This window comes from Melghirimyces thermohalophilus (assembly GCF_900102685.1).
GTDB classification, from domain to species: Bacteria; Bacillota; Bacilli; order Thermoactinomycetales; family DSM-45169; genus Melghirimyces; species Melghirimyces thermohalophilus.
In genome coordinates this window covers 12,516-35,823 of sequence record NZ_FMZA01000026.1, presented here as the reverse complement: position 1 = coordinate 35,823, position 23,308 = coordinate 12,516, and the positions used below count along the sequence as shown (strand labels likewise).

Below are 23,308 nucleotides of genomic sequence, written 5' to 3'. Positions count from 1 at the left end.
CGTTGATGAAGGCGGGTCAAAGTCGAAATTTCTTCCATAGGAGCGGCTAAAAAAGCACGGAGAATCGCCTCCCGGGAATATCCGCGAGCTCCTTGGGGGGAAGATTTTTTCATTTCCTTCACATAGGGTCGAAGATCGAGCGTTTCAAAAAACAAGGGCAACCGATCTTTGGACTCAATTTTTAGCCATTCTTCAAAGGAAAATAGCGTTCCTTGGAGAAGATACAAGTGACTTCCCTCCTCATGGGTTTTCGGTTTGGTCACTTGAAAACTTCTCCATGATGGGGTGAAGTCCTTTTTCTATGCCTGAGGAGCCTTGCTGCTCAAGGGGTTTGAAATCTGCAAAAGGCTCATGTAAAAAAGGAGTCGCCTCGACAGTTTCCAGGCCGGTTGGTATCCTTGAGATAGATGAGAGACGGATCCGGTCAGGTATAAGGGGGGGCAGGATGCGAAACACCCGCTTAGATGATGTGCCGATACAAGAAGCTTTGGATCAATGGAGTCAATCTTTCACTTTTCGGAGAGAGACGGAGACGCTCCCCATCGCCCAGGCTAGGGGAAGGATGACGGCGGAGCCCGTGCGGGCTCAGGCATCCACCCCACCCTACCCGGCGGCGGCGATGGACGGAATCGCTCTGCGGGCTGAAGCGGTGAGCGATGCTTCTCCCTCCTCCCCGGTACAACTCAGAGAAGGACGGGACTTCACCTATATCAACACAGGCGATCCCCTTCCCCGACCATGGGACACGGTGATCATGATTGAAAAAGTGACGGAGATCGCCGAGGGTTGGGTGGAAGTGACGGAACCCTCACCACCTTGGAAACATGTGCGGCAACCAGGTGAAGACGTGGCGCAAGGAGAGCTGGTACTCCCGGATGGCCACCGGGTTCGGCCGGTGGATATGGGGGCGCTTTTGGCTGCCGGCGTGGAGCGGGTAGCGGTTCTGCGTCGTCCTCGGGTGGCGATCTTGCCAACGGGTTCAGAGATGGTGCCCCCGGGCACACCTATGCAGCGGGGGCAGCTGCGGGAGTTTAACGGAACCGCGTTTGCCGGTTATCTGGAAGAATGGGGGGCGGAGCCGGTTTACCGGGGAATCGTCCCCGACCGGAGGAAAGCGATTCGCCATGCCATCAGCGAGGCGGTGAACAGCTGTGATATCGTCGTAGTCAATGCGGGCTCTTCGGCGGGAAGCCAAGATTACACCCCCCAGGTGTTGCGGGAAATGGGGGAGGTGCTGCTCCATGGGGTAGCGGCTCGACCGGGACGGCCGGTGGTGTTGGCCGTTGTTCGGGGAACGCCTGTGGTGGGGATCCCCGGATATCCGGTGTCGGCGTATCTCTCCCTGGACTGGTTTGTCCGCCCCTTGATCGATCAGTGGTACGGCCAGGAATCGGAGGTGTCTCCCACCTTGTCCGCCCGGCTGATCCGGGAGGTTCGGACCAAAACGGGGGCAGAGGATTTTGTTCGCATGCAGGTCGCCTGTGTCGATGGCCAGTATGTTGCGGCCCCTCTCCCTCGGGGGGCGGGGGTTACGCTGTCGATGGTGCGGGCGGACGGCTGGTTGCGCGTCCCGCCTTCCTCCACCGGTTATCCCGCGGGGGAGAGGGTGGAGCTGGAACTGGCCCGCTCGCCGCAGGAAGTGGAGAAGACGTTGTTTTTGACAGGTACTGATGACCCCCTGCTGGAAGAGTTAGGGGCGTTGATGGCCCGCCAGCCTAAGGGCTGGTCGCTTGCTCAGATGGTGACCGGTGAAAGGGATGGCCTCAACATGCTTCAACAGCGGGAGTGCCACGGGGTTGCTGTCGATGGGGAAGGCTGGAGCGAGGTGGTTCCTTCCGATTCCCCATCCCTGATCCAGATTCACCTGGCAGAGAGGGAAATCGGTTGGATCACCGCACCGGGAATCCAGGTGCGGCAGGCGGATGACCTGCTTCAACCGGGCCTCACCTTTATCAACCGGCCCGCCGGTACGGAGACGAGGCGACGGTTGGAACGAGCATTGGCGGGGAGCTACCCCTCCGATTGGGAGCGATCGATACCCTCTTTATGGAAAGCGGCGGCTGCGGTCGGGGAGAGAACCGCCGACGTCACGATCGGCCCCCGCTCAGTTGCTCAAGAGCTGGGCCTGGATTGGATGCCCTTGTGGAGGGAGCCATTCAGCCTGATCTTGCCGGAGGAAGTGTTTAAATCACCGGCGGGGCAGGCCTTGTTGAAGATCCTTCGCTCTGAGGCCTTCACCCATCGGGTGGCAGCTCTGGGCGGAAGCGGTTCGGTATCCTGGAAAGTGATCCGACAGAAAGGCAGGTGAGTGGGATGGCAGATTCAAATGGCGAACTGCGGGATGCCTTGGGCCGGCCTCTGCGGGATCTGCGCATCTCGGTGACGGACCGTTGTAATTTTCGTTGTCGCTACTGTATGCCGGCGGAGGTGTTTGGGCCGGAGTACGCATTTTTGCCGCGACAGGAGTTACTCACCTTTGAGGAGATCACCCGACTGGTGAAGCTCTTTGCCGCCGAAGGGGTGAAAAAAGTCCGCATCACCGGGGGCGAGCCGCTGTTGCGTAAGGATCTTCCCCGGCTGGTGCAGATGGTGAAAGGCGTTTCTGGAATCCAAGACGTGGCTCTAACCACCAATGCCTCTCTCTTGGCCGGAATGGCCCGCTCCTTGCGCGAGGCGGGGCTGGATCGGGTCAATATCAGTCTGGATGCCTTGGATGACGAAATTTTCACGCGGATGAACGGAGGGTTTTCCGACGTCCGCCGGGTCCTGAAAGGGATCGACGCGGCGGCGAAGGCCGGGTTATCGGTCAAGGTGAATATGGTGGTGCAAAAAGGGGTCAACGATGGAGAAATCCTGCCCATGGCCCGTTATTTTCGCAGAGAAGGACATATCCTGCGCTTCATCGAGTTTATGGACGTGGGCAACAGCAACGGATGGGATTTGAGCCAGGTGGTGTCTAAGGGAGAGATCCTGAGGCGAATCGATGAGGAGATGCCCCTGGAGCCGGTGGAACCGGGTTACTACGGCGAAGTGGCCAACCGCTACCGGTACCGGGGAAGCGACCGGGAGATCGGGGTGATCGCCTCTGTCACTGACGCCTTCTGTTCCACCTGTACTCGGGCTCGTCTGTCTGCCGACGGTCGCCTGTATACCTGCCTGTTTGCATCCGAGGGGCAAGATTTGAGGGAGCCACTCCGGGACGGGACCGATGATCAAGGTTTGCGGGATCGGATCCGGTCGGTCTGGGGAAGTCGGCGGGATCGCTACTCCGAGGAACGTTTATCCGCTACCTCCCTCTCTCGAAGGAAGAAAGTGGAGATGTCTTTTATCGGCGGTTAATAAAGGAGGAACACTCGTGGAAGGATGGACGCATCTCAACGAACAGGGCCGGGCCCGAATGGTGGACGTATCCGAAAAGGAAGTCACCCGGCGCAACGCCGTTGCTCGGGCGCGAATCCGAATGAAGCCTGACACTTTAAAGAGAATTCGACAGAGCGATATCGACAAAGGCGATGTGTTGTCCGTGGCCCAAGTGGCAGGGATTATGGCGGCCAAAAAAACCGCGGAACTGATCCCTATGTGCCATCCGGTTCCTTTGAAAGGGGCCGATATTCGTTTTTGGGAGGAGGGGGAAGACATTCTGGTAGTGGAGGCGGAAGCGAAAACTGATCATGTGACCGGAGTGGAGATGGAGGCTTTGACAGCTGCCAACATTGCCGCCCTCACTGTATACGATATGGTGAAGTCCTTGGATAAAGAGATCGTTGTGGAGGAAACCTGCCTCTGGTCCAAGACCGGCGGCAAAAGCGGCTCCTTCCACCGGGAGGAGGGAAGCTCATGTGGCGGGTCGGAATTCTGACGGTCAGCGATAAAGGATGGCGGGGCGAGCGGGAGGATCGGAGCGGCGAAGCGATCCGAAAACTGCTTCCCCGGATCAATGGTCATGTAGCGGCTTACGAGATCGTCCCCGATGAGCGGGAGACGATCGTCGCTTGCTTGATCCGAATGGCGGACCAACAAGCCCTGGACCTGGTGCTCACCACCGGCGGAACAGGGCTAGGCCCCCGGGATGTGACACCGGAGGCGACGCAGGCGGTGATGGAACGGGAAGTGCCGGGAGTGGCCGAGGCGATGCGACGTGCATCCCTGGAAAAGACCCGCTTTGCCCTTTTGTCCCGGCAGGTGTCAGGCATCCGGGGCAAGACTTGGATGATCAATCTGCCGGGCAGTCCCAAGGCGGTACAGGAGTGTCTGGAAGCTGTGTTAGATATTCTTCCCCACGGCTTAGAGACGTTGCAGGGGCATGTAGGAGAGCATGGTCAGGGATAAGAATCAGGGACGCGGAGGAGCAACTTCGATGGAGTGCAGATGGACGCTTACAGTGGACGGCGAAGTGGAAAAACGGGTGCGACTCGATTCTGAAGAGCTGCGCCGTCTGAATGACGGCAGCGTGACCGTTTCGGAAGGCGTTCCGGGATCGGATGGGGAGGCGGTGGCGCTCTTGGGGTGAGTCCTGCAGAAAAAATCCCGAATAACGGTTGACGAACCCTCAGGGGATATGCTAATTTATTAAAGCGCCTTGAGGGACAGCCCCCTCAAGCAGGACGAAAAAAGAAAAAACCCTTGCAATTTACCTAGCAGTCGGTTATAATGATTCATGTCGCTTCAAAAAGTGTTCCTCCGTAGCTCAATGGTAGAGCGCCCGGCTGTTAACCGGTAGGTTGCAGGTTCGAGTCCTGCCGGAGGAGCCAGTTATGCGGAGAGATACTCAAGTGGCCGAAGAGGACGGTTTGCTAAACCGTTAGGGGGTCATACGGCCCCGCGCGGGTTCGAATCCCGCTCTCTCCGCCATTTGAATCATGTGGCCCGTTGGTGAAGCGGTTAACACACCAGCCTTTCACGCTGGCATGCAGGGGTTCGAATCCCCTACGGGTCACCAACTTTTGGACGGTTAGCTCAGCGGGAGAGCACCTGCTTCACGCGCAGGGGGTCGCAGGTTCGAACCCTGCACCGTCCACCACATACCCGGATCTGTTCCGGGGTTCAATGCGGAGCTGTGGTGAAGTTGGAGTTCACGCCGGCCTGTCACGCCGGAGGTCGCGGGTTCGAGTCCCGTCAGCTCCGCCATTATTATGGCGGCCATGGCGAAGTGGTTAACGCACCGGATTGTGGCTCCGGCATTCGTGGGTTCGACTCCCACTGGTCGCCCCATTTTATTTTCCTTACCGCTGGGGCGTAGCCAAGTGGTAAGGCAACGGACTTTGACTCCGTGATGCGTAGGTTCGATCCCTACCGCCCCAGCCATTTACTACGACCCATTAGCTCAGTCGGCAGAGCACCTGACTTTTAATCAGGGTGTCCCAGGTTCGAATCCTGGATGGGTCACCACTAGGATCTGTCCCGGTTGCGCGGGTACGGAAGGCCGTGCCCGCGTCAACTTTTCCCGGGGATATAGGAGCCGATCGAAGAAAATCTCCGCGATGCCCTTGACGCATAAAAGTTGCTGTGATATTATATTTCTTGTCGATTGCAACCCTATTAAAAAACATGACGCAACTCGCGGGTGTGGCGGAATTGGCAGACGCACTAGATTTAGGATCTAGCGCCTCTGGCGTGGGGGTTCGAGTCCCTCCACCCGCACCAATACCGAATTGAAAACGTGCGGTCGTGGTGGAATCGGCAGACACGCTATCTTGAGGGGGTAGTGGCCGCAAGGCCGTGCGAGTTCGAGTCTCGCCGACCGCACCATTTATATGATTGAAAAGGGTATTCCAACCCTGTTTGGTACCGGGGTGTGGCTCAGCTTGGTAGAGCGCCTCGTTCGGGACGAGGAGGCCGCAGGTTCAAATCCTGTCACCCCGACCACTCATCAAATATGGATATGCGGGTGTAGTTCAGTGGTAGAACATCGGCCTTCCAAGCCGAATGCGAGGGTTCGATTCCCTTCACCCGCTCCACATGACGACCGTAGCCCTTGTGAGGCTACGGTTTTTGCGTAGTGACGGCTTAGGGAGTGACAGGGATGGATGAGTTTGCGCTGATCCGTTTTCTATTAAACAAACGAGGGCCGGCTCCTGCCGAAGTGGAGGTGGATGCAGGGGACGATGCGGCGGTGATGAAATCGGAGGCAGGCATGTCCACGATATTTGCCTGTGATACGATGGTGGAGACGGTTCATTTCCTTCCAGAGACGATGCAGCCGGAGGATATTGGCTGGAAGTGTATGGCGGCCAATATCAGCGACGTTGCCGCGATGGGAGGGAAGCCGAACTATGCCCTCGTCTCCCTTGCGGTTCCCGAGACGTGGAAGCCGGAAGCGCTCAAGCAACTGTACACGGGCATGCATGAGATTTGCCGGCGATTTGGGACCCGGGTGGTCGGTGGTGACACCGTTCGTTCCCCACAGCATCTGGTCGTGACGATTTCCCTGATGGGAAGCGTGGAATCAGGTCGCTCTCTCCTACGCTCCACCGCCCGCCCGGGGGATGTGCTTTTCGTGACCGGAGAACTGGGGGGATCGGCCGCTGGCCTTCATCTCATGCTGCGGGAAGATCGGCATCTTTGGATGGAACGTTATCCAGGCTTGGTAAAGGCCCATCGCCGGCCCCTTCCTGATGTGAAAGCCGGACGCTGGCTCCTGCAAACCGGATGCACCGTAAGCTGTGATGATGTGAGTGACGGGCTGGCTCATGAGGCGTGGGAAATTGCCGAGGCCAGTGGGGTGCGGTTGGTTTTGGATGGGGCACGTCTCCCTCTGGCGGAGGAGGTGCGCTCCTATGCCCGGGAAATCGGACAGGATCCGCTGGAATGGGCCTTGTCCGGCGGTGAGGATTTTCACTTGGTCGGAACGTTGCCCCAAGCTGATTGGCCTCGCCTTCATCGAGAGGCGGGCCGCGTCGGTATTCGCCTTTTTGCCGTCGGGCGGGTCGAGGAAGGGGTTCCCGGGGTAGACTGTATAGTGGACGGGCACCGCAGAGAAAGGGTCCAAAAGGGTTATAATCATTTTTCAAACAGGTGATGGCATGAAAGAGAAGGCTTGCATTTTTCAAACCCGCGATCCGGAGGAGACACAAAAGTTGGCGCAGAAGCTGGCCCGGTGCCTGCATCCGGGAGATGTGATCACCCTGGAGGGGGATCTTGGAGCGGGTAAAACCACCTTTGCTCAGGGTTTAGCTGCGGGTCTGGGGATTGAGGAACCCGTCGACAGTCCCACTTTTACCCTGATCAAGGAATACCCACAGGGAGCACTCCCTCTCTACCATATGGATGCTTATCGGCTTGATTTTCCGGCGGAAGAACTGGGCTGGGACGAGTACTTTTACGGGGAGGGGATCACCCTCGTCGAATGGCCCAGTCGGATTCAACCCATGCTTCCGAGAGACCGGATTCAAATCGAGATTCAACTGGAAACCGACAGCCGGCGTCGGATCGAGATCCAGCCGCCGGAGGGGGAGACGGACCGGATTTGCGGGGGGGTAAAGGACCGTGAAACTGCTCACGATTGACACTTCTACGCTGGTATTGGGCGTCGGTCTGCTGGATGGCCGGCGTGTGCTGGGGGAAGTGACGACTAACTTACATAAAAATCACTCCGTACGTTTGATGCCAGCTATCGTTCAGCTGATGGAGAATCTGGGCCTGGATGCGCAGGAGCTGGACGGGGTGGCGGTGGCCTCAGGGCCAGGATCTTATACCGGGATCCGCATCGGTTTTACCACTGCAAAAACCATCGCCTGGAGCCGGTCGATTCCCCTCGTCACTGTCTCCAGTTTGGCAGCTCTGGCGATGAATGGGCTTCGCTTTCCCGGGGGAATCGTTCCCCTTTTTGACGCCAGGCGGAATCGGGTCTATACCGGTCTGTATCGGAGAATTGGGGATGAGGTCACCTGCGCCGTCGAAGAACAGGTGATCGATATCGATCAATGGCTGGAACAGTTGGAGGATCAGGGGCCGCTGCTCTTTTTAGGGGAAGACGCCTTCCGTTTCCAGGAGCAGATCCAGCAGGTGTTAGGCGATGAGGCTCAGTTTGGAACCGGAAGGGAGAATCTGGTCAGTGCCGCCCACCTGGGGCAGCTGGCTGTTACCCGTCTGGAAGCAGGACATGTGGAAGGACCGGAAGCCACCCCCGAATACCTGCAGATGACAGAGGCAGAGGCCAAGTGGGTGTCGCAACAACGGAGGGGGCAGGGATGAAAGGCTCCGGGCTGGAGTTTCGGCCGATGACACTCGGAGATATCCCGGATGTGCTGCAGGTGGAGCGGGCGTCCTTTCGGACGCCCTGGTCTCGGCAAGCCTTTTATAATGAGTTGGCATATAATCAGTTTGCCTACTACACGGTGGTGATCTTGGACGGACGGGTGATTGGGTATGGTGGGATGTGGTTGATCCTGGAAGAAGCCCACATCACCAATATCGCCATCCATCCTGATTACCGTGGTCAGGGGGTTGGGGAGAAGACCTTAAATTATCTGATGGAGTCCGCCCGCCGATCCAAAGCCCTTCACATGACCCTGGAGGTGCGGGTATCCAACGCAACCGCCCAACGCCTCTACCGGAAGAAAGGCTTTGAACCGACGGGCATCCGTCCCCGCTATTACAGCGACAACCAGGAAGATGCCGTGATCATGTGGGTAAAGTTAGGTGGAGGATCCGATGAAACCAAACCAGAATCCATTAGTTCTCGGAATTGAAACCAGTTGTGATGAAACGTCGGCAGCGGTGGTGGAAAAGGGGGAGCGGCTCCTATCCAATGTCATCTCCTCCCAGATGAAGGTCCACCGTCGATTCGGCGGGGTCGTGCCGGAAGTGGCCTCCCGTCGCCATGTGGAGCGAATTACCGATATTATCCAGCAAGCCTTAGATGAAGCGAAGGTGACGCTGGCCGACCTATCGGCTGTCGCTGTCACCCAAGGTCCTGGTTTGGTGGGCGCATTGTTGATCGGTGTGTCCGCCGCCAAAGCGCTTTCTTTTTCGACAGGGTTGCCGCTGGTCGGTGTCCATCATATCGCTGGTCATATTTATGCCAGCCATCTGGTGGAGCCCTTACAGTTTCCCCTGGTGGCCTTGGTGGTTTCCGGGGGACATACAGAACTGATCTACATGTCGGAGCACAACCGGTTTGAACGCTTGGGACGAACTCGGGACGATGCCGCAGGAGAAGCATTTGACAAGGTGGCCCGGGTCCTCGGCCTTCCTTATCCTGGCGGTCCCGAGATCGATCGACTGGCCCGAACAGGTACTCCCGCTATCGATTTGCCCCGAGCCTGGCTGGAACCGGATTCCCTCGACTTCAGCTTTAGTGGCCTCAAGTCCGCGGTGATCAACCGGTTGCACAATGCCAAGCAGAGGGGGGAGGAGATCCCTGCGGCAGACCTGGCTGCTAGTTTTCAGGAATCGGTGGTCGAAGTGCTGACGGAAAAAGCCATTCGTGCCGTCCAAGGGAAAGAGGTGGATCGCCTGGTGCTGGCGGGCGGGGTTTCCGCCAACTCCGCCTTGAGAAAACAGCTAAAGGCCCGCTGTATGGAGGAGGGGATCCACCTGTCCGTGCCTCCGCTGGAATTGTGTACCGATAATGCGGGTATGATTGCCACCGCAGGCACTTTTCAATACCTGGACGGACAGCTGGCCGGTATGGATCTTAACGCGGAGCCCAACTTAAAACTGACGTAGAGCCATTTGCTACAAAAGGTTTACCCAAACGAGCGAGTGGCACCTAGGAGAAGTGGTGGGTGAGGAAGCCGTCCCTTGGCGGATCAGAGTCACTCACAGCTTAAGGATCCCGAGCAGCTGGATGGTGGGCAGGCCATCGGTACATGACGACAACATCACCGACCCCCAAAGGGTCGGTTTTTTGATGATGGGTTGTGGATGAATAGGCCCATGGACCTGTGGATAATGTGGATAAGCTATGTGGATATGTGAGGAGAGAGGGAGAATCCTGTGGATAACTCTGTGGATAGCCCTTCCGGCATACTTCCGAATCCCCCGGGTAAGATACCAAAGAAGAGAAAGATCGAAACGGGGAATCAAGATGAAAGGGAAATGCATCTTGCCACTCCTCTGTCTGATCGGGCTTTTCTGTTTATCCGGGTTTGTTCATCCGGTTCAGGCAGCCGGGACAGGTGGGCTGAAGCAGATTTGGTGGATCAATGTCCCGGGTCTGACCCTGGATGAAATTCGAAAAACTGATCTCCCTCACTTAAAACACTTGATGAAAACCGCTTCCGTAGGTGCGATGAATATGAAAACCGGCGGCCGGGGAACGGTTTCCAATAGCTATGCCACCTTGGGAAGCGGAACCCGGGCGGTGGCATCTGGCCAAGAAATGTTTTACCATCCCGATGAGCGGATGGATGAAGAACTATCCGCCGGATTGTTGTACACCCGTCGCATGGGAATGAAACCGGCGGCCGGTTCCGTCATTTATCCTGGTATCATCTCTTATATTCATGAAAACGAGGCCAGTGGTTATATTGTCGCTCCCGGCATTCTGGGTGAGACCCTGCGTCAGCGGGGATTTTCCACTTTGGTACTAGGCAACTTGGATGAAGGAACCAAGCCGGTCCGCTACGCTCCCCTGCTGACCATGGATAAAAAAGGGGTGACGGAAGAGGGAGAGATTGGCCGATCCATATTGAGGTCGGACGCCACCCGACCCTATGGGGTGAAAACCGATTATGGACGCATAAAAGCGCGCCTTGCGTCTTGGACGAAACCGGGGCTGGCCGCAGTGGAGCTAGGGGACCTTTATCGATTGGACCGGGTGGGGGACAAGATGTTCCCGGCGGTCCGCAAAGAAGTGCAACAGATCACCCTGCGGGAAGTGGATCATTTCCTCGGGGAATTGCTAAATATGGCTGGAGAGGAACATCTCTTGGTGCTCACCTCTACTGGCACCGGGGTGGCTGGGAAAGAAGGGCTTTTTCCGGTTTTGCTGCATCGGCAGGGGGAAGCGCCGGGTCTGCTTACCTCCACCACCACCCGCCGTACAGGTGTGGTCAGCAATATCGATCTGGTCCCCACCCTGCTCACCTGGTTGGGGATCGATGCCCCCGACGAGGTTCTGGGACAGCCGATGAGATCTGTGGCGGGTTCCATGGAATCGTTTTGGGAAACGGTTGACCGGATGGAAACGATCTACTCCTTGCGTCCCTCTGTCCTGTATTCCTATATCCTGTTGCAGATGCTGGTGTTGATGACCGGCTTAACGTTGATTTTAAAAAAGGGAAGGGCTAGGAGCTGGATGGAGTCTGTGTTGTTGGCGGTGATGCTCACTCCTTTCCTTTTTCTCGTCATCTCCGGGATGACCGCCTATTCCTGGTGGCTGTTTTCCGGATTGCTGGTGTTGGCCGGGTTGGGTCTCTCCTTTTTGTTGACCCGAGTTCACACCATCCCTTTATTCCTGTGTGCTGGTTTGTTGGGGTTTTTGCCGGTGGTGGCAGACGGTTTGCTGGGAGGGCCTCTGATCCAACAGTCCTTTCTAGGATATGATCCGATCAAAGGGGCCCGTTATTACGGTATCGGAAATGAGTATATGGGAGTGGTTCTCGGCTCCTCCATTCTGGCCTGTGCCGCCTGGTTGGAGAAACGGTCGACGGACTCCCGCAAGCTGCGCTTAGGCGTCGGTCTGTTTTTTGTCGCCCTTTTGATCTTTTTCGCGGCCCCCTTTTGGGGAACGAACGCCGGGGGAGCACTCGCCTCCGCCGTCGGCTTTAGCGTCGCCTATCTCCGTTTTTTTCAAGCTCGCTGGGATCGGGGGACGTTTTTTAAAATGGCTGGCCTGGCGATCTTGGGACTGTTGATTTTGGTGGCACTCAATCGCTGGTTGCCGGGGCAACATCCCAGCCACATCGGGCGTGCCCTTCAATTTCTGGAAGGCGGGAATTTGGAGGAAATCACCCATATCATCAATCGTAAATTGGAAATGAATCTGAAATTGATTCGCGTCTCCTCTTGGGGAAAAGTTTTCCTTCTCTCTCTTTTGGCGATGGCCGTTCTTTCGGTTCGTCCTGCTGGCGGTTTGAGACAATTGATCGATCGGTATCCGCAGCTTTTCAATGGATTCACCGCAATTTTGGCCGGTTCGCTGGCTGCTCTCGCCTTCAATGATTCTGGAATTGTCTCGGCGGCCACTGCGGTGATATACGTGGTGATGCCCGTTATGATCCTGGGCATGCGGGAGTGGATGGGGAACCCAGGAGCCGATGAAGCGGATGGGGGAAGCTGAAGGTGATTTGTCTGTGACAGTTGGTGTGCTAGAATTGATTTCGTAACCTGATCAGTTGCAGACTTCTTGAAGGGAATGGGAAAAGGATGAACGAACGGCTGAAGGAGGGCAAGCAAAGACGGAGTGTGTTGTTGGGTGCGGCCTTTTTGATGGCGACTTCGGCCATCGGTCCGGGATTTCTTACCCAGACCACGGTTTTTACCCAACAACTGCTGGCCAGTTTCGGATTTGTGATCTTGATCTCCATCCTGCTGGATATTGGCGCTCAGCTCAATATTTGGCGGGTGATTGTTGTTTCCGGAAAAAAGGGGCAGGATCTGGCCAATACAGTGTTGCCGGGGCTGGGATATTTTCTGATCCTGGCAGTCGCCTTGGGCGGATTCGCCTTTAATATCGGAAACCTGGGCGGCGCTGGTTTGGGTACACAAGTTTTGTTCGGAATCTCGTCGAAATGGGGAGCTGTCCTGACCGCTGGGGTGGCCGTGGCATTGTTTTTGGTCCGTGAAGCCGGGGCCTTGATGGACCGCGTCACCCGCTGGCTTGGGGGGTTGATGATTCTCCTTACCGCGTATGTGGCTGTGGTCAGCAGTCCACCGGTGGGTGAAGCGGCGCTTCGTTCTGTCGTACCGGCACAGGTGGATTTTTTGTCCATCGTTACTCTGGTCGGGGGCACCGTCGGGGGATATATCACCTTTGCCGGCGGCCATCGTCTGTTGGAGGCGGGAATCCGAGGGCCGGAGTCAGTGGGGGAGGCCACCCGCAGCTCTGTCACCGGGGTTCTAGTGGCGTCGATCATGCGGATCATTCTCTTTTTGGCAGTGCTGGGCGTTGTGAGCAAAGGGGTGAACTTATCCCCAGAAAACCCGATGGCCACGGTGTTTCAAACCGCTGCGGGCACGGTCGGGTTGAAACTCTTTGGACTGGTTCTTTGGTCCGCTTCCGTCACATCGGTGGTCGGAGCCGCCTATACTTCGGTCACCTTCCTCACCTCTCTATCCAAGGGCTTGGAACGGTTTCGAACTTCTCTGATCATCTTGTTTATTCTGTTGTCCACCTTGGTGTTGGTGTGGGTTGGTGAGCCGGTTCAACTGTTGATTCTCGCTGGGGCACTCAATGGACTCATCCTGCCGCTTACCTTGGGTACCACTTTGGTGGCGGCCTACAATCGGCGCGTGGTGGGTGATTATCGCCATCCGATCTGGATGACCATCTTTGGTGCTCTGGTCGCTTTAGGGACGGCGTATCTTGGTGTGATCACCCTGATGGAAAAGCTGCCCCAGTTGATGGGATCATGAGCATGGGGGTGACATCATGACGCTCCGTTTTCAACCACTAGGTGACACAGGGGTGCGCATCGGCTTCGGGGAGGCGATTGATCCAGCGATCCACCGGCGGATTCGGAATTTTACCCGCAAGCTGGAGCAGACGTCGATCCCCGGAATCGTGGAATGGGTTCCCACTTATTGCGCGATCACTATCTATTATCGCCCCCTGGATATTTCCTACGGGGACTTGTTGGAAAAATTGCGGCAACTGAACGAAAATGACAGATCGGTGTCGAAAGAGGCCGTTCGGGAATGGGAACTCCCTGTCACTTATGGGGGCAGTCAGGGCCCGGATCTTAAAGAGGTGGCCCGTCACAATGGATTGACGTCGGAGGATGTGGTCCGGATCCACAGCGGGGCTCGCTACCGGGTATACATGCTGGGGTTTGTGCCTGGTTTTCCTTACTTAGGCGGCATGCCAGATCGGATCGCTACCCCCCGGATGGAAAACCCTCGCCCCCGGATCCCTGCCGGCTCTGTTGGAATTGCTGGTCCGCAGACAGGGGTGTATCCCTTGGAGACGCCGGGCGGGTGGCGGATTATCGGCCGGACCCCGGTTCGCCTGTACGATCCGCACCGACAACCGCCGGTTCTTCTCAAAGCCGGTGACACCATCCGGTTCCGCCCGGTATCCGAGGAGGCATACAGCCAAATTCAGCAGAAGCTCGAGCGAGAGGAACTTCGACTGGAAGATTTATTATATGGAGCGATCAGCGATGAGATGGACAGTTGATCTGAATAGCGATCTAGGAGAAAGTTTCGGAAGTTACGTGATCGGTCAGGATGAAGCGGTTCTGGAACGGATCACCTCCGCCAACATCGCCTGCGGTTTTCACGCCGGGGATCACAATGTGCTTCGTCGCACGGTGAAGATGGCGGCAGAAAAGGGGATCGGGCTGGGGGCCCATCCCGGGCTGCCAGACCGGTTGGGATTCGGACGGCGCTATATCCAAGTCGATCCGGATGATGTATATAACATGACAGTGTACCAATTGGGAGCCGTTAAAACTTTTGCCGCCCTTGAAGGAAAGGAGCTACAACATGTAAAACCCCACGGCGCGATGTATAATATGGCGGCCAAAGATGCCGAGATGGCCCAGGCGATTGCTGAAGCGGTGGCTGCTGTCGATCCGAGCCTGATCCTGTTCGGGTTGGCAGGTGGCGAATTGGTGAAAGCGGGGGAAAAGGCCGGTCTGCAAACAGCTCATGAAGTGTTTGCTGATCGAACGTACCAGCCCGACGGCAGTTTGACTCCCCGTTCCCAGCCGAATTGCTTGATTGACGACCCGCAGATGGCGGTAGATCGGGTGGTTCGGATGGTGACAAAAGGCAAAGTGACGGCAGTCGACGGGACCGATGTGCCGATCCAGGCGGATACCGTCTGCGTTCACGGAGACAGCCCCCAAGCCCTCGCCTTTGTGGAAGCGTTGCGGGAGGGACTGACAGGGAAAGGAATCCATATTCAGAGGATCGGAAAACGATGACCCAAGCGATTTCCGTGATTAAATCCGGATTGCTGACCACGGTACAAGACCTGGGCCGGATCGGGTATCAGCAATACGGAATGGTGGCGGCGGGAGCGATGGATCCTCTCGCCCTCCAGGTGGGGAACCTGTTGGTCGGAAATCCCCGGGGGTTGGCTGCGCTGGAGATCACCCTGCTAGGTCCGGTGCTCCGCTTTGAACGTCCCTGTACGATAGCCCTCACCGGAGCTGATTTGTCCCCCCGCTTGAATGAATCGCCGATGCCCATGTGGAAACGGGTTTCCGTGAAAAAAGGACAAAAATTATCCTTTGGAACCCCTCGGGAAGGGGTGCGTACTTATCTATGCGTACAGGGTGGGATCGATGTCCCGGTGGTGATGGGGAGTCGTTCCACCTATATCAAGGGCGAAGTCGGCGGCTTGCACGGTCGGGCGCTGCAATCGGAGGATCAACTGCCGGTAGGGAAGACGGATGATCGACACCAAAGGCCGGGAGTAAGGGGAATTCAGTTGAGCCGGAAGTACCGTCCCTGTTACGGAAGGGAGATACGTCTCCGGGCCGTACCCGGCCCCCAAGAAGAAGCTTTCACCGATGAGGCAGTGGAGAGATTTTTTCGGGAACCCTACCAGGTGACGACCCAATCGGACCGGATGGGGTACCGCCTCGATGGGCCGAAGCTGAGCCATCGGAGTGGAGCGGATATTATCTCTGACGCCACAGCCCCGGGTTCGGTTCAGGTGCCGGCGGAGGGTCAACCGATTGTTTTGACCGCGGATCGGCAGACGACCGGCGGTTATGCCAAAATCGCCACGGTGATCTCTGCCGACCTATTCCGGTTGGCCCAGGCGGGTCCCGGCTGTCAGGTACGCTTCGAACGTGTCAGCGTGGACGAGGCTCGTGATGCAGCTATAGAGCAGGAACAATTTTTGCGAACCATCGAGTACGGAATCAAGGGGAAGTGAGGGTTGTCCATGAAGGTTGACCAGTTGTCCCAAGTGCGACAGGAGATACGCAGTGGCCGATGGCAGCGCCCCACTGCCGGATTGACTCCAGGGCGGGTCCAGGCCAATCTGGTGGTTTTACCGAAACGGCTGGCGTACGATTTTCTCCTGTTTTGTGTTCGCAATCCCAAGCCATGTCCGCTGATCGAAGTGACCGATCCCGGCTCGCCAGTGCCACGAAAAACCGCCCCTGGTGCGGACCTGCGCACCGATGTTCCCCGGTATCGGATTTACCGGCATGGGGAATGGGTGAAGGAGGTAAGCGATATCCGCCCCTATTGGACGGAGGATGCCGTCGCTTTTCTCCTCGGCTGCAGCTTCACCTTTGAATCGATCTTACTGGAGCAGAACATCCCGGTCCGTCACATCGAGGAGGAGAAAAATGTTCCCATGTACCGGACCGCGATTCCCTGTGAGCCGGCTGGCGCCTTTCAGGGGAACCTGGTGGTCAGCATGCGGCCGCTGGCATCCCGAGATGTGATCCGTTCCATTGAGATCACCTCCCGATATCCGCAAGTCCACGGCGCGCCGGTCCATGTGGGGGATCCCCAGGAAATCGGCATCAACGATTTATCCCGCCCCGATTACGGAGATGCGGTGACGGTTCGCCCCGGTGAAACCCCCGTATTCTGGGCTTGCGGCGTCACTCCCCAGGCGGTGGCCGCCGCCAGCCGCCCGGAGTGGATGATCACCCATGCTCCCGGCCATATGATGATCACCGATATGAAGCAGGAAGATCTGGTCGGGATCAATGGATAAGCCAACAACACATTCATCCGAAAAAGTCCACCGAAAGCATCCCTCCGGTGGACTTTTTTATCCCTTATAACAAAATGAGTGCGTATAACCTCCGCTATTGGATTATTTTTCCTCCTTGTCCGGGGTGAGGGCCTTTTCCACCTGGAAAAACGATTCCACTTGCCCTTCAAAAAAGGCCATGGACCGGACATCGGCAAGGATCCCGAGCAGCTCCGTTTCAATATATTGCGAAGGCAGGTTGGGCCGTTTCTCCATCTGGCCGGCCAACTGGTGGATACGGGCATAGACGTTTTTGCGCGCTTGGTTTCGGTTTTCTTCCGCAACGTGTCGATTCAATGTCCAATTCCTCCTCCGTGTTGGGTCTCTTTAATAGGATGCCATTTTCACTTGGTTTATGGAATCCCCGAAAAAACCAAAAAAACAGCCCCCCTTTTCGGGTGACTGTGTTATTCCGCAATCTCCAGCCAGCGTTCCGTTTTTTCCTGGATCGTTCCTTCCAATTCATCCAGACGCCGCTGCCGAGGGATGCTTTCTTCGGGGTTGCTGTAAATCTCCTCCTGGCAAAGCTCTTCCTGTAGCCGGATTTTTTCCTCTTCCAGAGATCGAATCTCTTCTTCCAGTCGAGTCGCCTCCCGCCGCAGGTTTCGCTGTTCTCGTTCTTGGGCCCGTTTTTGCCGGTTTCGGTCGCGGAAAGGGGAGCGGGTGGGGGCGGGAGCATCTGAGGGTGCCGCGGCTTTTCGGCGCTCTTCTCGATACGCTTCGTAATTGCCCTCAAAAACGCGGATCCCTCCCCCGTGGACCTCCCAGATCCGATTGGCCAGCCGATTGATAAAATACCGGTCATGGGAGACGAACAACAGCGTTCCGGAGAAGGAATCCAACCCTTCCTCCAACCGCTCTTTGCTGTCGGTATCCAGATGGTTGGTCGGCTCATCCATCAGCAGCAGGTTGCCCCGATTGAGAAGACGTTTTAACAGAGAAAGGCGGGCCTTCTCCCCTCCGGACAAGCTGGATACTTTCTTAAACACCTCATCGTCGCTGAAGAGGAATTGCCCTAAATAAGTCCGTACCTGGGTTTGGTCCATGGTGGGATGGGCGGCCCACACCTCTTCCAACACCGTGTTCTGCCCCTTGAGCGCCGCCTGTTCCTGGTCGTACATATCCACCGATACTTTTGTGCCCAGGTGAATCTCGCCGGAAAGAGGCTCCAGTTGACCGGCAAGGGTTTTCAACAGAGTGGATTTTCCTGTGCCGTTGGGTCCGAGGAGGGCGACCCGGTCGCCCCGTTTCAACTCCAGGTTCACGTTACGGAGCAACGGCTGGCCAGGGTGATAACCGACGGAGAGCTCTTCCGCCTTAAGCACCTCCCGTCCACTGGTGACCTTGGGTTCAAAGCGGATCGCCGCTCGATTCCGGTCGCCGGGAGGTTTTTCGATACGCTCCATTTTTTCCAGGGCTTTTCGACGGCTTTGCGCCCGTTTGCTGGTGGAAGCGCGGGCCAGGTTGCGCTGCACAAAGTCTTCCATCCGTTGGATCTCTTCCTGCTGCTGTTGATAGGCTTGTTCCCACTGGGCCCGTCTTTCTTCCCGCTGGCGGACGTAAGCGGAGTAATTGCCCGGATAGCGGGTGGTCTGGTGTCGGTCCAGTTCGTAGATCACGGTGACGACTCGGTCCAGGAAAAACCGATCGTGGGAGACGACCAACAGGGCCCCGGGGTAAGTTTCCAGGGTTTGTTCCAGCCAGGCGAGGGCATCCATATCCAGGTAGTTCGTCGGCTCGTCCAGGATGATCAGGTCGGGCTGTTCCAACAGCAGACGGGCGAGAGCGAGCCGGGTTTTTTGACCCCCGCTTAATGCGCTGACCGGGGTCTCATGCCAATCGAGATGCCCTAACCCTAGCCCGGTCAAGGCGCCCCGGGCCCGGGTTTCATATTCGTATCCACCGGCCCGTTCGAAGGTTGCCTGCAGTTGGGCGTAAGTTTCCGTTACCTGTTGGAAGCGTTTTTCGTCGGAGAAGACCGCTTCTTGGCTCATCTCCCCTTCCAATTTCCGCAGACGGACTTCCATTTCTCTGAGACCGGTGAATGCCCGCATCGTCTCCTCCCATACGGTGCCGGCCGATTCCGGTTCCATCGCCTGGGCGAGGTAACCGATACGAGCCTGTTTATGAAGGTGAATCTCCCCGCTGTCAGCGGGGATGCGGGAGGTGATCACTTTTAACAGGGTGGATTTGCCTGCCCCGTTGGGACCGATCAGACCCACCCGTTCCTTTTCTTCCACTTTAAGACTCACCCCGTTTAAAATAGGAGTGGAGCCGAAGGATTTAACCACATGATTGACTTGCAGGATGCTCAATCTATTCACCTCTTCCGTCAGACCGACAGGACGAATCCATTATATCCCATGGGGCGACAGGAAAAAAGACGTGTCAGGCGACAGGGACGGATTATGATACAATCAGTTTAAACGATGGGTTGGAGAGGAGGGGAGAAGGTGAGCAAAAAGGGGGAGCTGCGCAGGCGATTGTTGGCCGAACGAAGCGCCTTGGACGAGGGAGAGGCCCAGAAGCAGTCCATCGCCATCTGTGATCGGTTGCAAGAAGACCCGATGTACCGGAACGCAGGGGTGATTCTCTGTTATATGCCCCACAAGGGTGAAGTGGATATCCGGTCGCTGATCGAGGCGAGCTGGCGGGCTGGAAAAAAGGTGGTGCTGCCTCGGGCGATTCCCGGCAGTCGTTCTCTGGAATTGTATGCCCTTACCAGCTTCGGTGATTTGACCCGCGGAGCCTACGGAATTATGGAGCCGAAGCCGGAAGATCGTTACCGAGTCTTACCGGAAGAGCTGGAGCTGGCGATCGTACCAGGGCTCGGTTTTGATCGACGCGGTTATCGCCTGGGGTACGGAGGGGGTTATTATGACCGGTTTTTTTCCGGAGCGGGATCCCATGTGGCACGGGTCGGAGCGGCATACGCTTTTCAACTGGTGGCCACGGTCTATCCAGAAGCTCACGATCAGCCCCTCCACGCGGTGGCTACACCGGATGGGATTCGGATCTCAGAAGAATAAAGAAAGGCAACTCGTAATGGGGCGGGCTGTCTTTCACAGGATAAGGGAATAATATTTCGAGGACGAGAATCCCCCTGATACCATCGACCTCATTTTCACCGTTGTTCCTTTATCTGCGCGCAGACGTGAAGACGGTTAAGCGTCTTGTGAATCTATACACATGGAAATCGGCGTTGTTACAATAAAGACGGCCTTGGCTGTACTCGTAAAGAGTAAAATGAAAGGGGGGGGCTGAGGGTGAAAAGTTCGTTAAAGGAAGTGCCTGTGACAGAGGCGGTAGGGATGGTGTTGGCACACGACTTAACTCAGGTTTTGCCCGGTCGCTATAAAGGACCCTTGTTTCGCAAAGGTCATATCATCCAGGAAGATGAGATTGATGATTTTCTCTCCATCGGTAAGGAACATATCTATGTGATGGAATTGGCGCCGGGTGAGATGCACGAAAATGATGCGGCTTTATCCATCGCCCGAGCCGTCAGCGGTTCCCGGACGTCCCTGACCAAGCCTCGGGAAGGAAAGGTGACTCTTTCCGCTGACATCGATGGTTTGCTAAAGGTGGATGCGTCCCGCGTACATGCGATCAATGAAGTGGAGCAGGCGGTGGTCTCCACACTGCCATCAGATGTGCCTGTCACCGAGGGACAGCCGGTTGCTGCCTCCAGGGTGATCCCATTGATTTATCCTGAGGACCGGATCCAGTCGGTGAAAGCGATCGCCCGAGCGGCGGATCGTCCTGTGGTGGAAGTCCATCCCTTCCGCAAACTACAGGTAGGCGTGGTTACTACAGGCAGTGAGATTTATCACGGACGAATCCGGGACCGATTCGGCCCGGTGATCCAGGAAAAACTGCAGGCATACGGCTCTGTTGTGATGGGGCAAACCTTGGCTGGTGATGACAAGGAATGGATTCAGGCTCAAATCCGTTCCTTCGTAGATCGAGGGGCGGATTTGGTTCTGGTCACTGGAGGCATGTCTGTCGACCCCGATGACCGAACACCGGGAGCGATTGCAGGGTTGGGAGCGGAAGTAGTTAGTTACGGGACACCGATGCTTCCCGGCTCCATGTTGATGATTGCTTACTACCGGGAAGTGCCGGTGTTGGGTCTTCCCGGATGCGTGATTCACGATGCACATACATCCTTTGACGTTTTTCTGCCCCGGATTCTCGCTGGTGAAAAGGTGCGTCGGGAAGATGTGACCCGTCTCGGTTACGGCGGACTCCATTCCTGCTGACCGCTTGAGACCTATCATTACAAGCCATTTTTCCATTTACAGGGAAACCAGACCTGCGGGCAGGGAGGCATGAGATTGTCAGATATCAAAATTCCCCAGGTGACGGCCAAACGTTTGCCGTTGTATTATCGATACTTAGAGAAGCTGTACGCCATCGGAAAAAAGCGGGTTTCCTCGGCACAGCTGAGCGACGCCTTGCAAATCGACCCTGCTACCATCCGCCGGGATTTTTCCTATCTGGGTGAGCTGGGTAAAAAGGGGTATGGTTATAACGTCCATTATTTGTTGCAGTTTCTTCGCGACTTCTTGCGCCAGGACGAAGTGACTAATGTGGTCCTGGTGGGAGTGGGTCATCTGGGTACAGCGCTGTTAGGATACAACTTCTACCGGAGTCACAGTACAAAGATTGTGGCCGGATTCGATACCGATCCGACCAAGGTGGGGACGGAAGTGGATGGGATTTCCGTCTATGCGATGGATCGTTTCGCCGAAGTATGCCAACTGCATGGCGTCGAGGTGGCCATCCTGACCGTCCCTGCCGGTGTGGCCCAGTCGATAACCGATCAGATCGTCGATGCGGGAATCCGGGGGATTCTCAATTTTACCCCGGCTCGGCTGACCGTCCCCCGCACAGTCCGGTTGCACAACATCGACCTTACCATCGAACTGCAGACGCTGATCTATTTTCTGAAGCATTTTCCGCCGGAAGAGGACGGTCCGTTTAAAGAGGAAGATCTCTTCCCGGAGGACGATTAACTATACAGTAAAATCCGAGAGGCAAAAGGAAGAGGGTACAAAAGATGAGCGGCGATCAACAGCACTGGACAAAACATTTGAATGAAATGCGGTCCCGGATGCTCATTGTTTTTGGGGCCTTTGTGATTATGCTGATGGTGGGCTTCTTCTTCGCCAAGCCGATCATCGAGTTTATGAAAGAGGATATTCTTCAAGGTAACTTGAAGGAGACATTGGAGCTACACATCTTTTCGCCGGGGGAAGCCCTCAGCATCTATATGCAGTTCGCCTTTGTAGTGGCAGTCACCTTTACGATGCCGATAGCGTTGTATCAGGCCTGGCAGTTTGTCCGGCCGGGACTGACGCCCCGGGAGCAAAAAGCGACCTTAAGTTATATTCCCTTTGCCGCTGGACTCTTTATTCTCGGATTGTTCTTCGGCTACTTCTGGGTGTTTCCTTTTCTCCTCAATTTCATGTTTGTGCTAACTTCCAGCTTGGGAGCAACAGAAACCTATGGGATGTATGAGTTTTTCCGGTTTCTGTTTCGGGTGGTCTTTCCGATCGCCTTGTTGTTTGAGTTGCCGGTTGTGATCCTCTTTTTGACCCGGATTCGGATCTTGAACCCTGATCTGTTACGTAAAGCCCGCCGCTTCGCTTATCTGCTGATGGTGGTGCTGGCAGCCTTTGTCACTCCGCCAGACTTTGTCAGCAATGTGTTGGTGGCCATCCCTTTGATTCTGCTCTATGAGGTTAGTATCTGGCTGTCTTCCCGGGTTTATCGCCGCATTCAGGAGGAAGATGAAGAATGGGAGCGCACATGGCAGGAACGAGAGAAATCGAATCTGGAAGACGGCTGGTAAACCGGCTGACCATGGGCTTCAGCCTCACTGGTGAAGTGCAGGGGGCGAAGCTTTTTCACTTGCGGAGGATACGCACCAAGCCTTGATTTTCAGAGGAAACCACAAGCTGAAAAAGGGCATCGCATCGGCAAGTGAGCCTCGATACACACCCGGCGATTCCAAAGGAATTTTTTGCGGGGAAGGTCTTGCAAAACGGAAATGGGATCGCTATTATTATAATTGGTGTTAGCACTCACGTTAGGCGAGTGCTAACAGGAAACCATTCACCTCATGAAGGAGGGTGTCTGACGATGATCAAACCGTTAGGGGATCGAGTCGTACTTCAAGCTATCGAGAAAGAAGAAAAAACGGCCAGCGGTATTGTACTACCGGAAACGGCCAAGGAAAAGCCCCAGGAAGGCGAAGTAGTCGCCGTGGGTACCGGCCGCTATGAAAACGGACAAAAAGTGGAACTGGAAGTGAAACAAGGCGACCGGGTGATCTTTTCGAAATATGCGGGTACCGAAGTGAAAGTTGGCGAGACGGAATATCTCATCTTGCGGGAAAGCGATATTCTGGCTGTTCTCGACTAAACTTTTGACCCCGGTTCTCTGTCTTCAATAAAAACCCTACATAGG

Annotated in this window: 23 protein-coding genes, 12 tRNA genes and 1 pseudogene; 33 read left to right on the top strand and 3 right to left on the bottom strand. The window is 56.1% G+C overall.

Annotated elements, in window-relative coordinates; genetic code table 11:
* Positions 1-227 (bottom strand): annotated as a pseudogene (locus BLP91_RS16965) (transposase); the annotation flags it as partial.
* Positions 228-445: 218 nt separating this feature from the next.
* Between BLP91_RS16965 and BLP91_RS15385 the strand changes: the two are divergent.
* From BLP91_RS15385 to BLP91_RS15250, 28 genes are all read left to right on the top strand, one after another.
* Positions 446-2,308 (top strand): molybdopterin biosynthesis protein, encoded by a 1,863-nt coding sequence (locus BLP91_RS15385; protein WP_176758035.1) that lies wholly within the window; start codon positions 446-448, stop codon positions 2,306-2,308.
* A 5-nt stretch (positions 2,309-2,313) separates the two neighbouring features.
* A complete protein-coding gene (gene moaA / locus BLP91_RS15380) occupies positions 2,314-3,339 on the top strand; it encodes a GTP 3',8-cyclase MoaA (protein ID WP_091572998.1) in 1,026 nt (341 codons plus the stop codon).
* A gap of 58 nt (positions 3,340-3,397) precedes the next feature.
* Positions 3,398-3,859 carry a cyclic pyranopterin monophosphate synthase MoaC gene (moaC, locus tag BLP91_RS15375; RefSeq protein ID WP_281220708.1) on the top strand — a complete coding sequence of 154 codons (462 nt, stop codon included), beginning with the start codon at positions 3,398-3,400 and terminating at the stop codon, positions 3,857-3,859.
* Positions 3,838-4,329 carry a MogA/MoaB family molybdenum cofactor biosynthesis protein gene (locus tag BLP91_RS15370; RefSeq protein WP_091572995.1) on the top strand — a complete coding sequence of 164 codons (492 nt, stop codon included), beginning with the start codon at positions 3,838-3,840 and terminating at the stop codon, positions 4,327-4,329. Before moaC ends, BLP91_RS15370 begins: the two co-directional genes overlap by 22 nt.
* 28 nt (positions 4,330-4,357) lie before the next feature.
* Entirely contained in the window at positions 4,358-4,510 is a 153-nt protein-coding gene (locus tag BLP91_RS16860) for a hypothetical protein (protein ID WP_176758034.1), read from the top strand.
* Positions 4,511-4,676: 166 nt separating this feature from the next.
* Positions 4,677-4,751, top strand: a tRNA-Asn gene (locus tag BLP91_RS15365).
* Positions 4,752-4,758: 7 nt separating this feature from the next.
* Positions 4,759-4,851, top strand: a tRNA-Ser gene (locus tag BLP91_RS15360).
* 12 nt (positions 4,852-4,863) lie between these two features.
* Positions 4,864-4,939, top strand: a tRNA-Glu gene (locus tag BLP91_RS15355).
* Positions 4,940-4,945: 6 nt separating this feature from the next.
* Positions 4,946-5,020: transfer RNA gene (locus BLP91_RS15350), tRNA-Val, on the top strand.
* Positions 5,021-5,050: 30 nt separating this feature from the next.
* Positions 5,051-5,127, top strand: a tRNA-Asp gene (locus tag BLP91_RS15345).
* A gap of 8 nt (positions 5,128-5,135) precedes the next feature.
* Positions 5,136-5,211, top strand: a tRNA-His gene (locus tag BLP91_RS15340).
* An 18-nt stretch (positions 5,212-5,229) separates the two neighbouring features.
* A tRNA-Gln gene (locus tag BLP91_RS15335) sits at positions 5,230-5,304 on the top strand.
* A gap of 8 nt (positions 5,305-5,312) precedes the next feature.
* Positions 5,313-5,388, top strand: a tRNA-Lys gene (locus BLP91_RS15330).
* Positions 5,389-5,559: 171 nt separating this feature from the next.
* A tRNA-Leu gene (locus BLP91_RS15325) sits at positions 5,560-5,643 on the top strand.
* A gap of 18 nt (positions 5,644-5,661) precedes the next feature.
* Positions 5,662-5,748 (top strand) — tRNA-Leu (locus BLP91_RS15320).
* 40 nt (positions 5,749-5,788) lie between these two features.
* Positions 5,789-5,865, top strand: a tRNA-Pro gene (locus BLP91_RS15315).
* An 18-nt stretch (positions 5,866-5,883) separates the two neighbouring features.
* A tRNA-Gly gene (locus BLP91_RS15310) sits at positions 5,884-5,957 on the top strand.
* Between the two features lie 65 nt (positions 5,958-6,022).
* The gene (thiL, locus tag BLP91_RS15305; protein WP_091572993.1) at positions 6,023-7,018 is read left to right on the top strand and encodes a thiamine-phosphate kinase; all 996 of its coding nucleotides are present in this window, start codon (positions 6,023-6,025) and stop codon (positions 7,016-7,018) included.
* Positions 7,019-7,076: 58 nt separating this feature from the next.
* Positions 7,077-7,505: a tRNA (adenosine(37)-N6)-threonylcarbamoyltransferase complex ATPase subunit type 1 TsaE gene (gene tsaE, locus BLP91_RS15300; RefSeq protein ID WP_425412239.1), complete on the top strand. Its 429-nt coding sequence runs from the start codon at positions 7,077-7,079 to the stop codon at positions 7,503-7,505.
* Positions 7,486-8,193, top strand: a complete 708-nt coding sequence (gene tsaB, locus BLP91_RS15295; protein ID WP_091572989.1) for a tRNA (adenosine(37)-N6)-threonylcarbamoyltransferase complex dimerization subunit type 1 TsaB — start codon at positions 7,486-7,488, stop codon at positions 8,191-8,193. The genes tsaE and tsaB overlap by 20 nt, the downstream gene beginning before the upstream one ends.
* Positions 8,190-8,690 (top strand): ribosomal protein S18-alanine N-acetyltransferase, encoded by a 501-nt coding sequence (gene rimI / locus BLP91_RS15290; RefSeq protein ID WP_138978081.1) that lies wholly within the window; start codon positions 8,190-8,192, stop codon positions 8,688-8,690. The genes tsaB and rimI overlap by 4 nt, the downstream gene beginning before the upstream one ends.
* Positions 8,653-9,669, top strand: coding sequence for a tRNA (adenosine(37)-N6)-threonylcarbamoyltransferase complex transferase subunit TsaD (tsaD, locus tag BLP91_RS15285; RefSeq protein ID WP_091572987.1), 1,017 nt, complete (start codon positions 8,653-8,655; stop codon positions 9,667-9,669). The genes rimI and tsaD overlap by 38 nt, the downstream gene beginning before the upstream one ends.
* A gap of 361 nt (positions 9,670-10,030) precedes the next feature.
* Positions 10,031-12,226 (top strand): hypothetical protein, encoded by a 2,196-nt coding sequence (locus BLP91_RS15275; RefSeq protein ID WP_091572983.1) that lies wholly within the window; start codon positions 10,031-10,033, stop codon positions 12,224-12,226.
* Positions 12,227-12,312: 86 nt separating this feature from the next.
* Positions 12,313-13,521 carry an NRAMP family divalent metal transporter gene (locus tag BLP91_RS15270; RefSeq protein ID WP_091572982.1) on the top strand — a complete coding sequence of 403 codons (1,209 nt, stop codon included), beginning with the start codon at positions 12,313-12,315 and terminating at the stop codon, positions 13,519-13,521.
* A 16-nt stretch (positions 13,522-13,537) separates the two neighbouring features.
* Positions 13,538-14,284: a 5-oxoprolinase subunit PxpB gene (gene pxpB, locus BLP91_RS15265; protein ID WP_091572980.1), complete on the top strand. Its 747-nt coding sequence runs from the start codon at positions 13,538-13,540 to the stop codon at positions 14,282-14,284.
* A complete protein-coding gene (locus tag BLP91_RS15260) occupies positions 14,268-15,035 on the top strand; it encodes a LamB/YcsF family protein (RefSeq protein ID WP_091572978.1) in 768 nt (255 codons plus the stop codon). The genes pxpB and BLP91_RS15260 overlap by 17 nt, the downstream gene beginning before the upstream one ends.
* Positions 15,032-15,997: a 5-oxoprolinase subunit C family protein gene (locus BLP91_RS15255; protein ID WP_091572977.1), complete on the top strand. Its 966-nt coding sequence runs from the start codon at positions 15,032-15,034 to the stop codon at positions 15,995-15,997. The genes BLP91_RS15260 and BLP91_RS15255 overlap by 4 nt, the downstream gene beginning before the upstream one ends.
* A 9-nt stretch (positions 15,998-16,006) precedes the next feature.
* A complete protein-coding gene (locus BLP91_RS15250; protein WP_091573004.1) occupies positions 16,007-16,795 on the top strand; it encodes a putative hydro-lyase in 789 nt (262 codons plus the stop codon).
* A gap of 102 nt (positions 16,796-16,897) precedes the next feature.
* On the opposite strand, the gene BLP91_RS15245 is transcribed toward BLP91_RS15250, so the two are convergent.
* Both BLP91_RS15245 and BLP91_RS15240 read right to left on the bottom strand, forming a co-directional pair.
* Positions 16,898-17,131, bottom strand: coding sequence for a hypothetical protein (locus tag BLP91_RS15245; protein ID WP_091572975.1), 234 nt, complete (start codon positions 17,129-17,131; stop codon positions 16,898-16,900).
* A 110-nt stretch (positions 17,132-17,241) separates the two neighbouring features.
* Positions 17,242-19,158, bottom strand: coding sequence for an ABC-F family ATP-binding cassette domain-containing protein (locus BLP91_RS15240; RefSeq protein WP_091572974.1), 1,917 nt, complete (start codon positions 19,156-19,158; stop codon positions 17,242-17,244).
* 129 nt (positions 19,159-19,287) lie between these two features.
* On the opposite strand from BLP91_RS15240, the gene BLP91_RS15235 reads away from it, so the two are divergent.
* The 5 genes from BLP91_RS15235 (at position 19,288) to groES (ending at position 23,263) form a co-directional block, all read left to right on the top strand.
* Entirely contained in the window at positions 19,288-19,863 is a 576-nt protein-coding gene (locus BLP91_RS15235; RefSeq protein ID WP_176758033.1) for a 5-formyltetrahydrofolate cyclo-ligase, read from the top strand.
* 282 nt (positions 19,864-20,145) lie between these two features.
* Positions 20,146-21,096, top strand: coding sequence for a molybdopterin-binding protein (locus BLP91_RS15230; protein ID WP_091573003.1), 951 nt, complete (start codon positions 20,146-20,148; stop codon positions 21,094-21,096).
* 69 nt (positions 21,097-21,165) lie between these two features.
* Complete coding sequence (locus tag BLP91_RS15225; RefSeq protein WP_091572971.1) at positions 21,166-21,852, top strand: redox-sensing transcriptional repressor Rex; 687 nt, start codon at positions 21,166-21,168, stop codon at positions 21,850-21,852.
* A gap of 44 nt (positions 21,853-21,896) precedes the next feature.
* Complete coding sequence (gene tatC, locus BLP91_RS15220) at positions 21,897-22,691, top strand: twin-arginine translocase subunit TatC (protein ID WP_091572969.1); 795 nt, start codon at positions 21,897-21,899, stop codon at positions 22,689-22,691.
* Positions 22,692-22,981: 290 nt separating this feature from the next.
* The gene (gene groES, locus BLP91_RS15215) at positions 22,982-23,263 is read left to right on the top strand and encodes a co-chaperone GroES (protein WP_091572968.1); all 282 of its coding nucleotides are present in this window, start codon (positions 22,982-22,984) and stop codon (positions 23,261-23,263) included.
* Positions 23,264-23,308 lie beyond the last annotated feature (45 nt).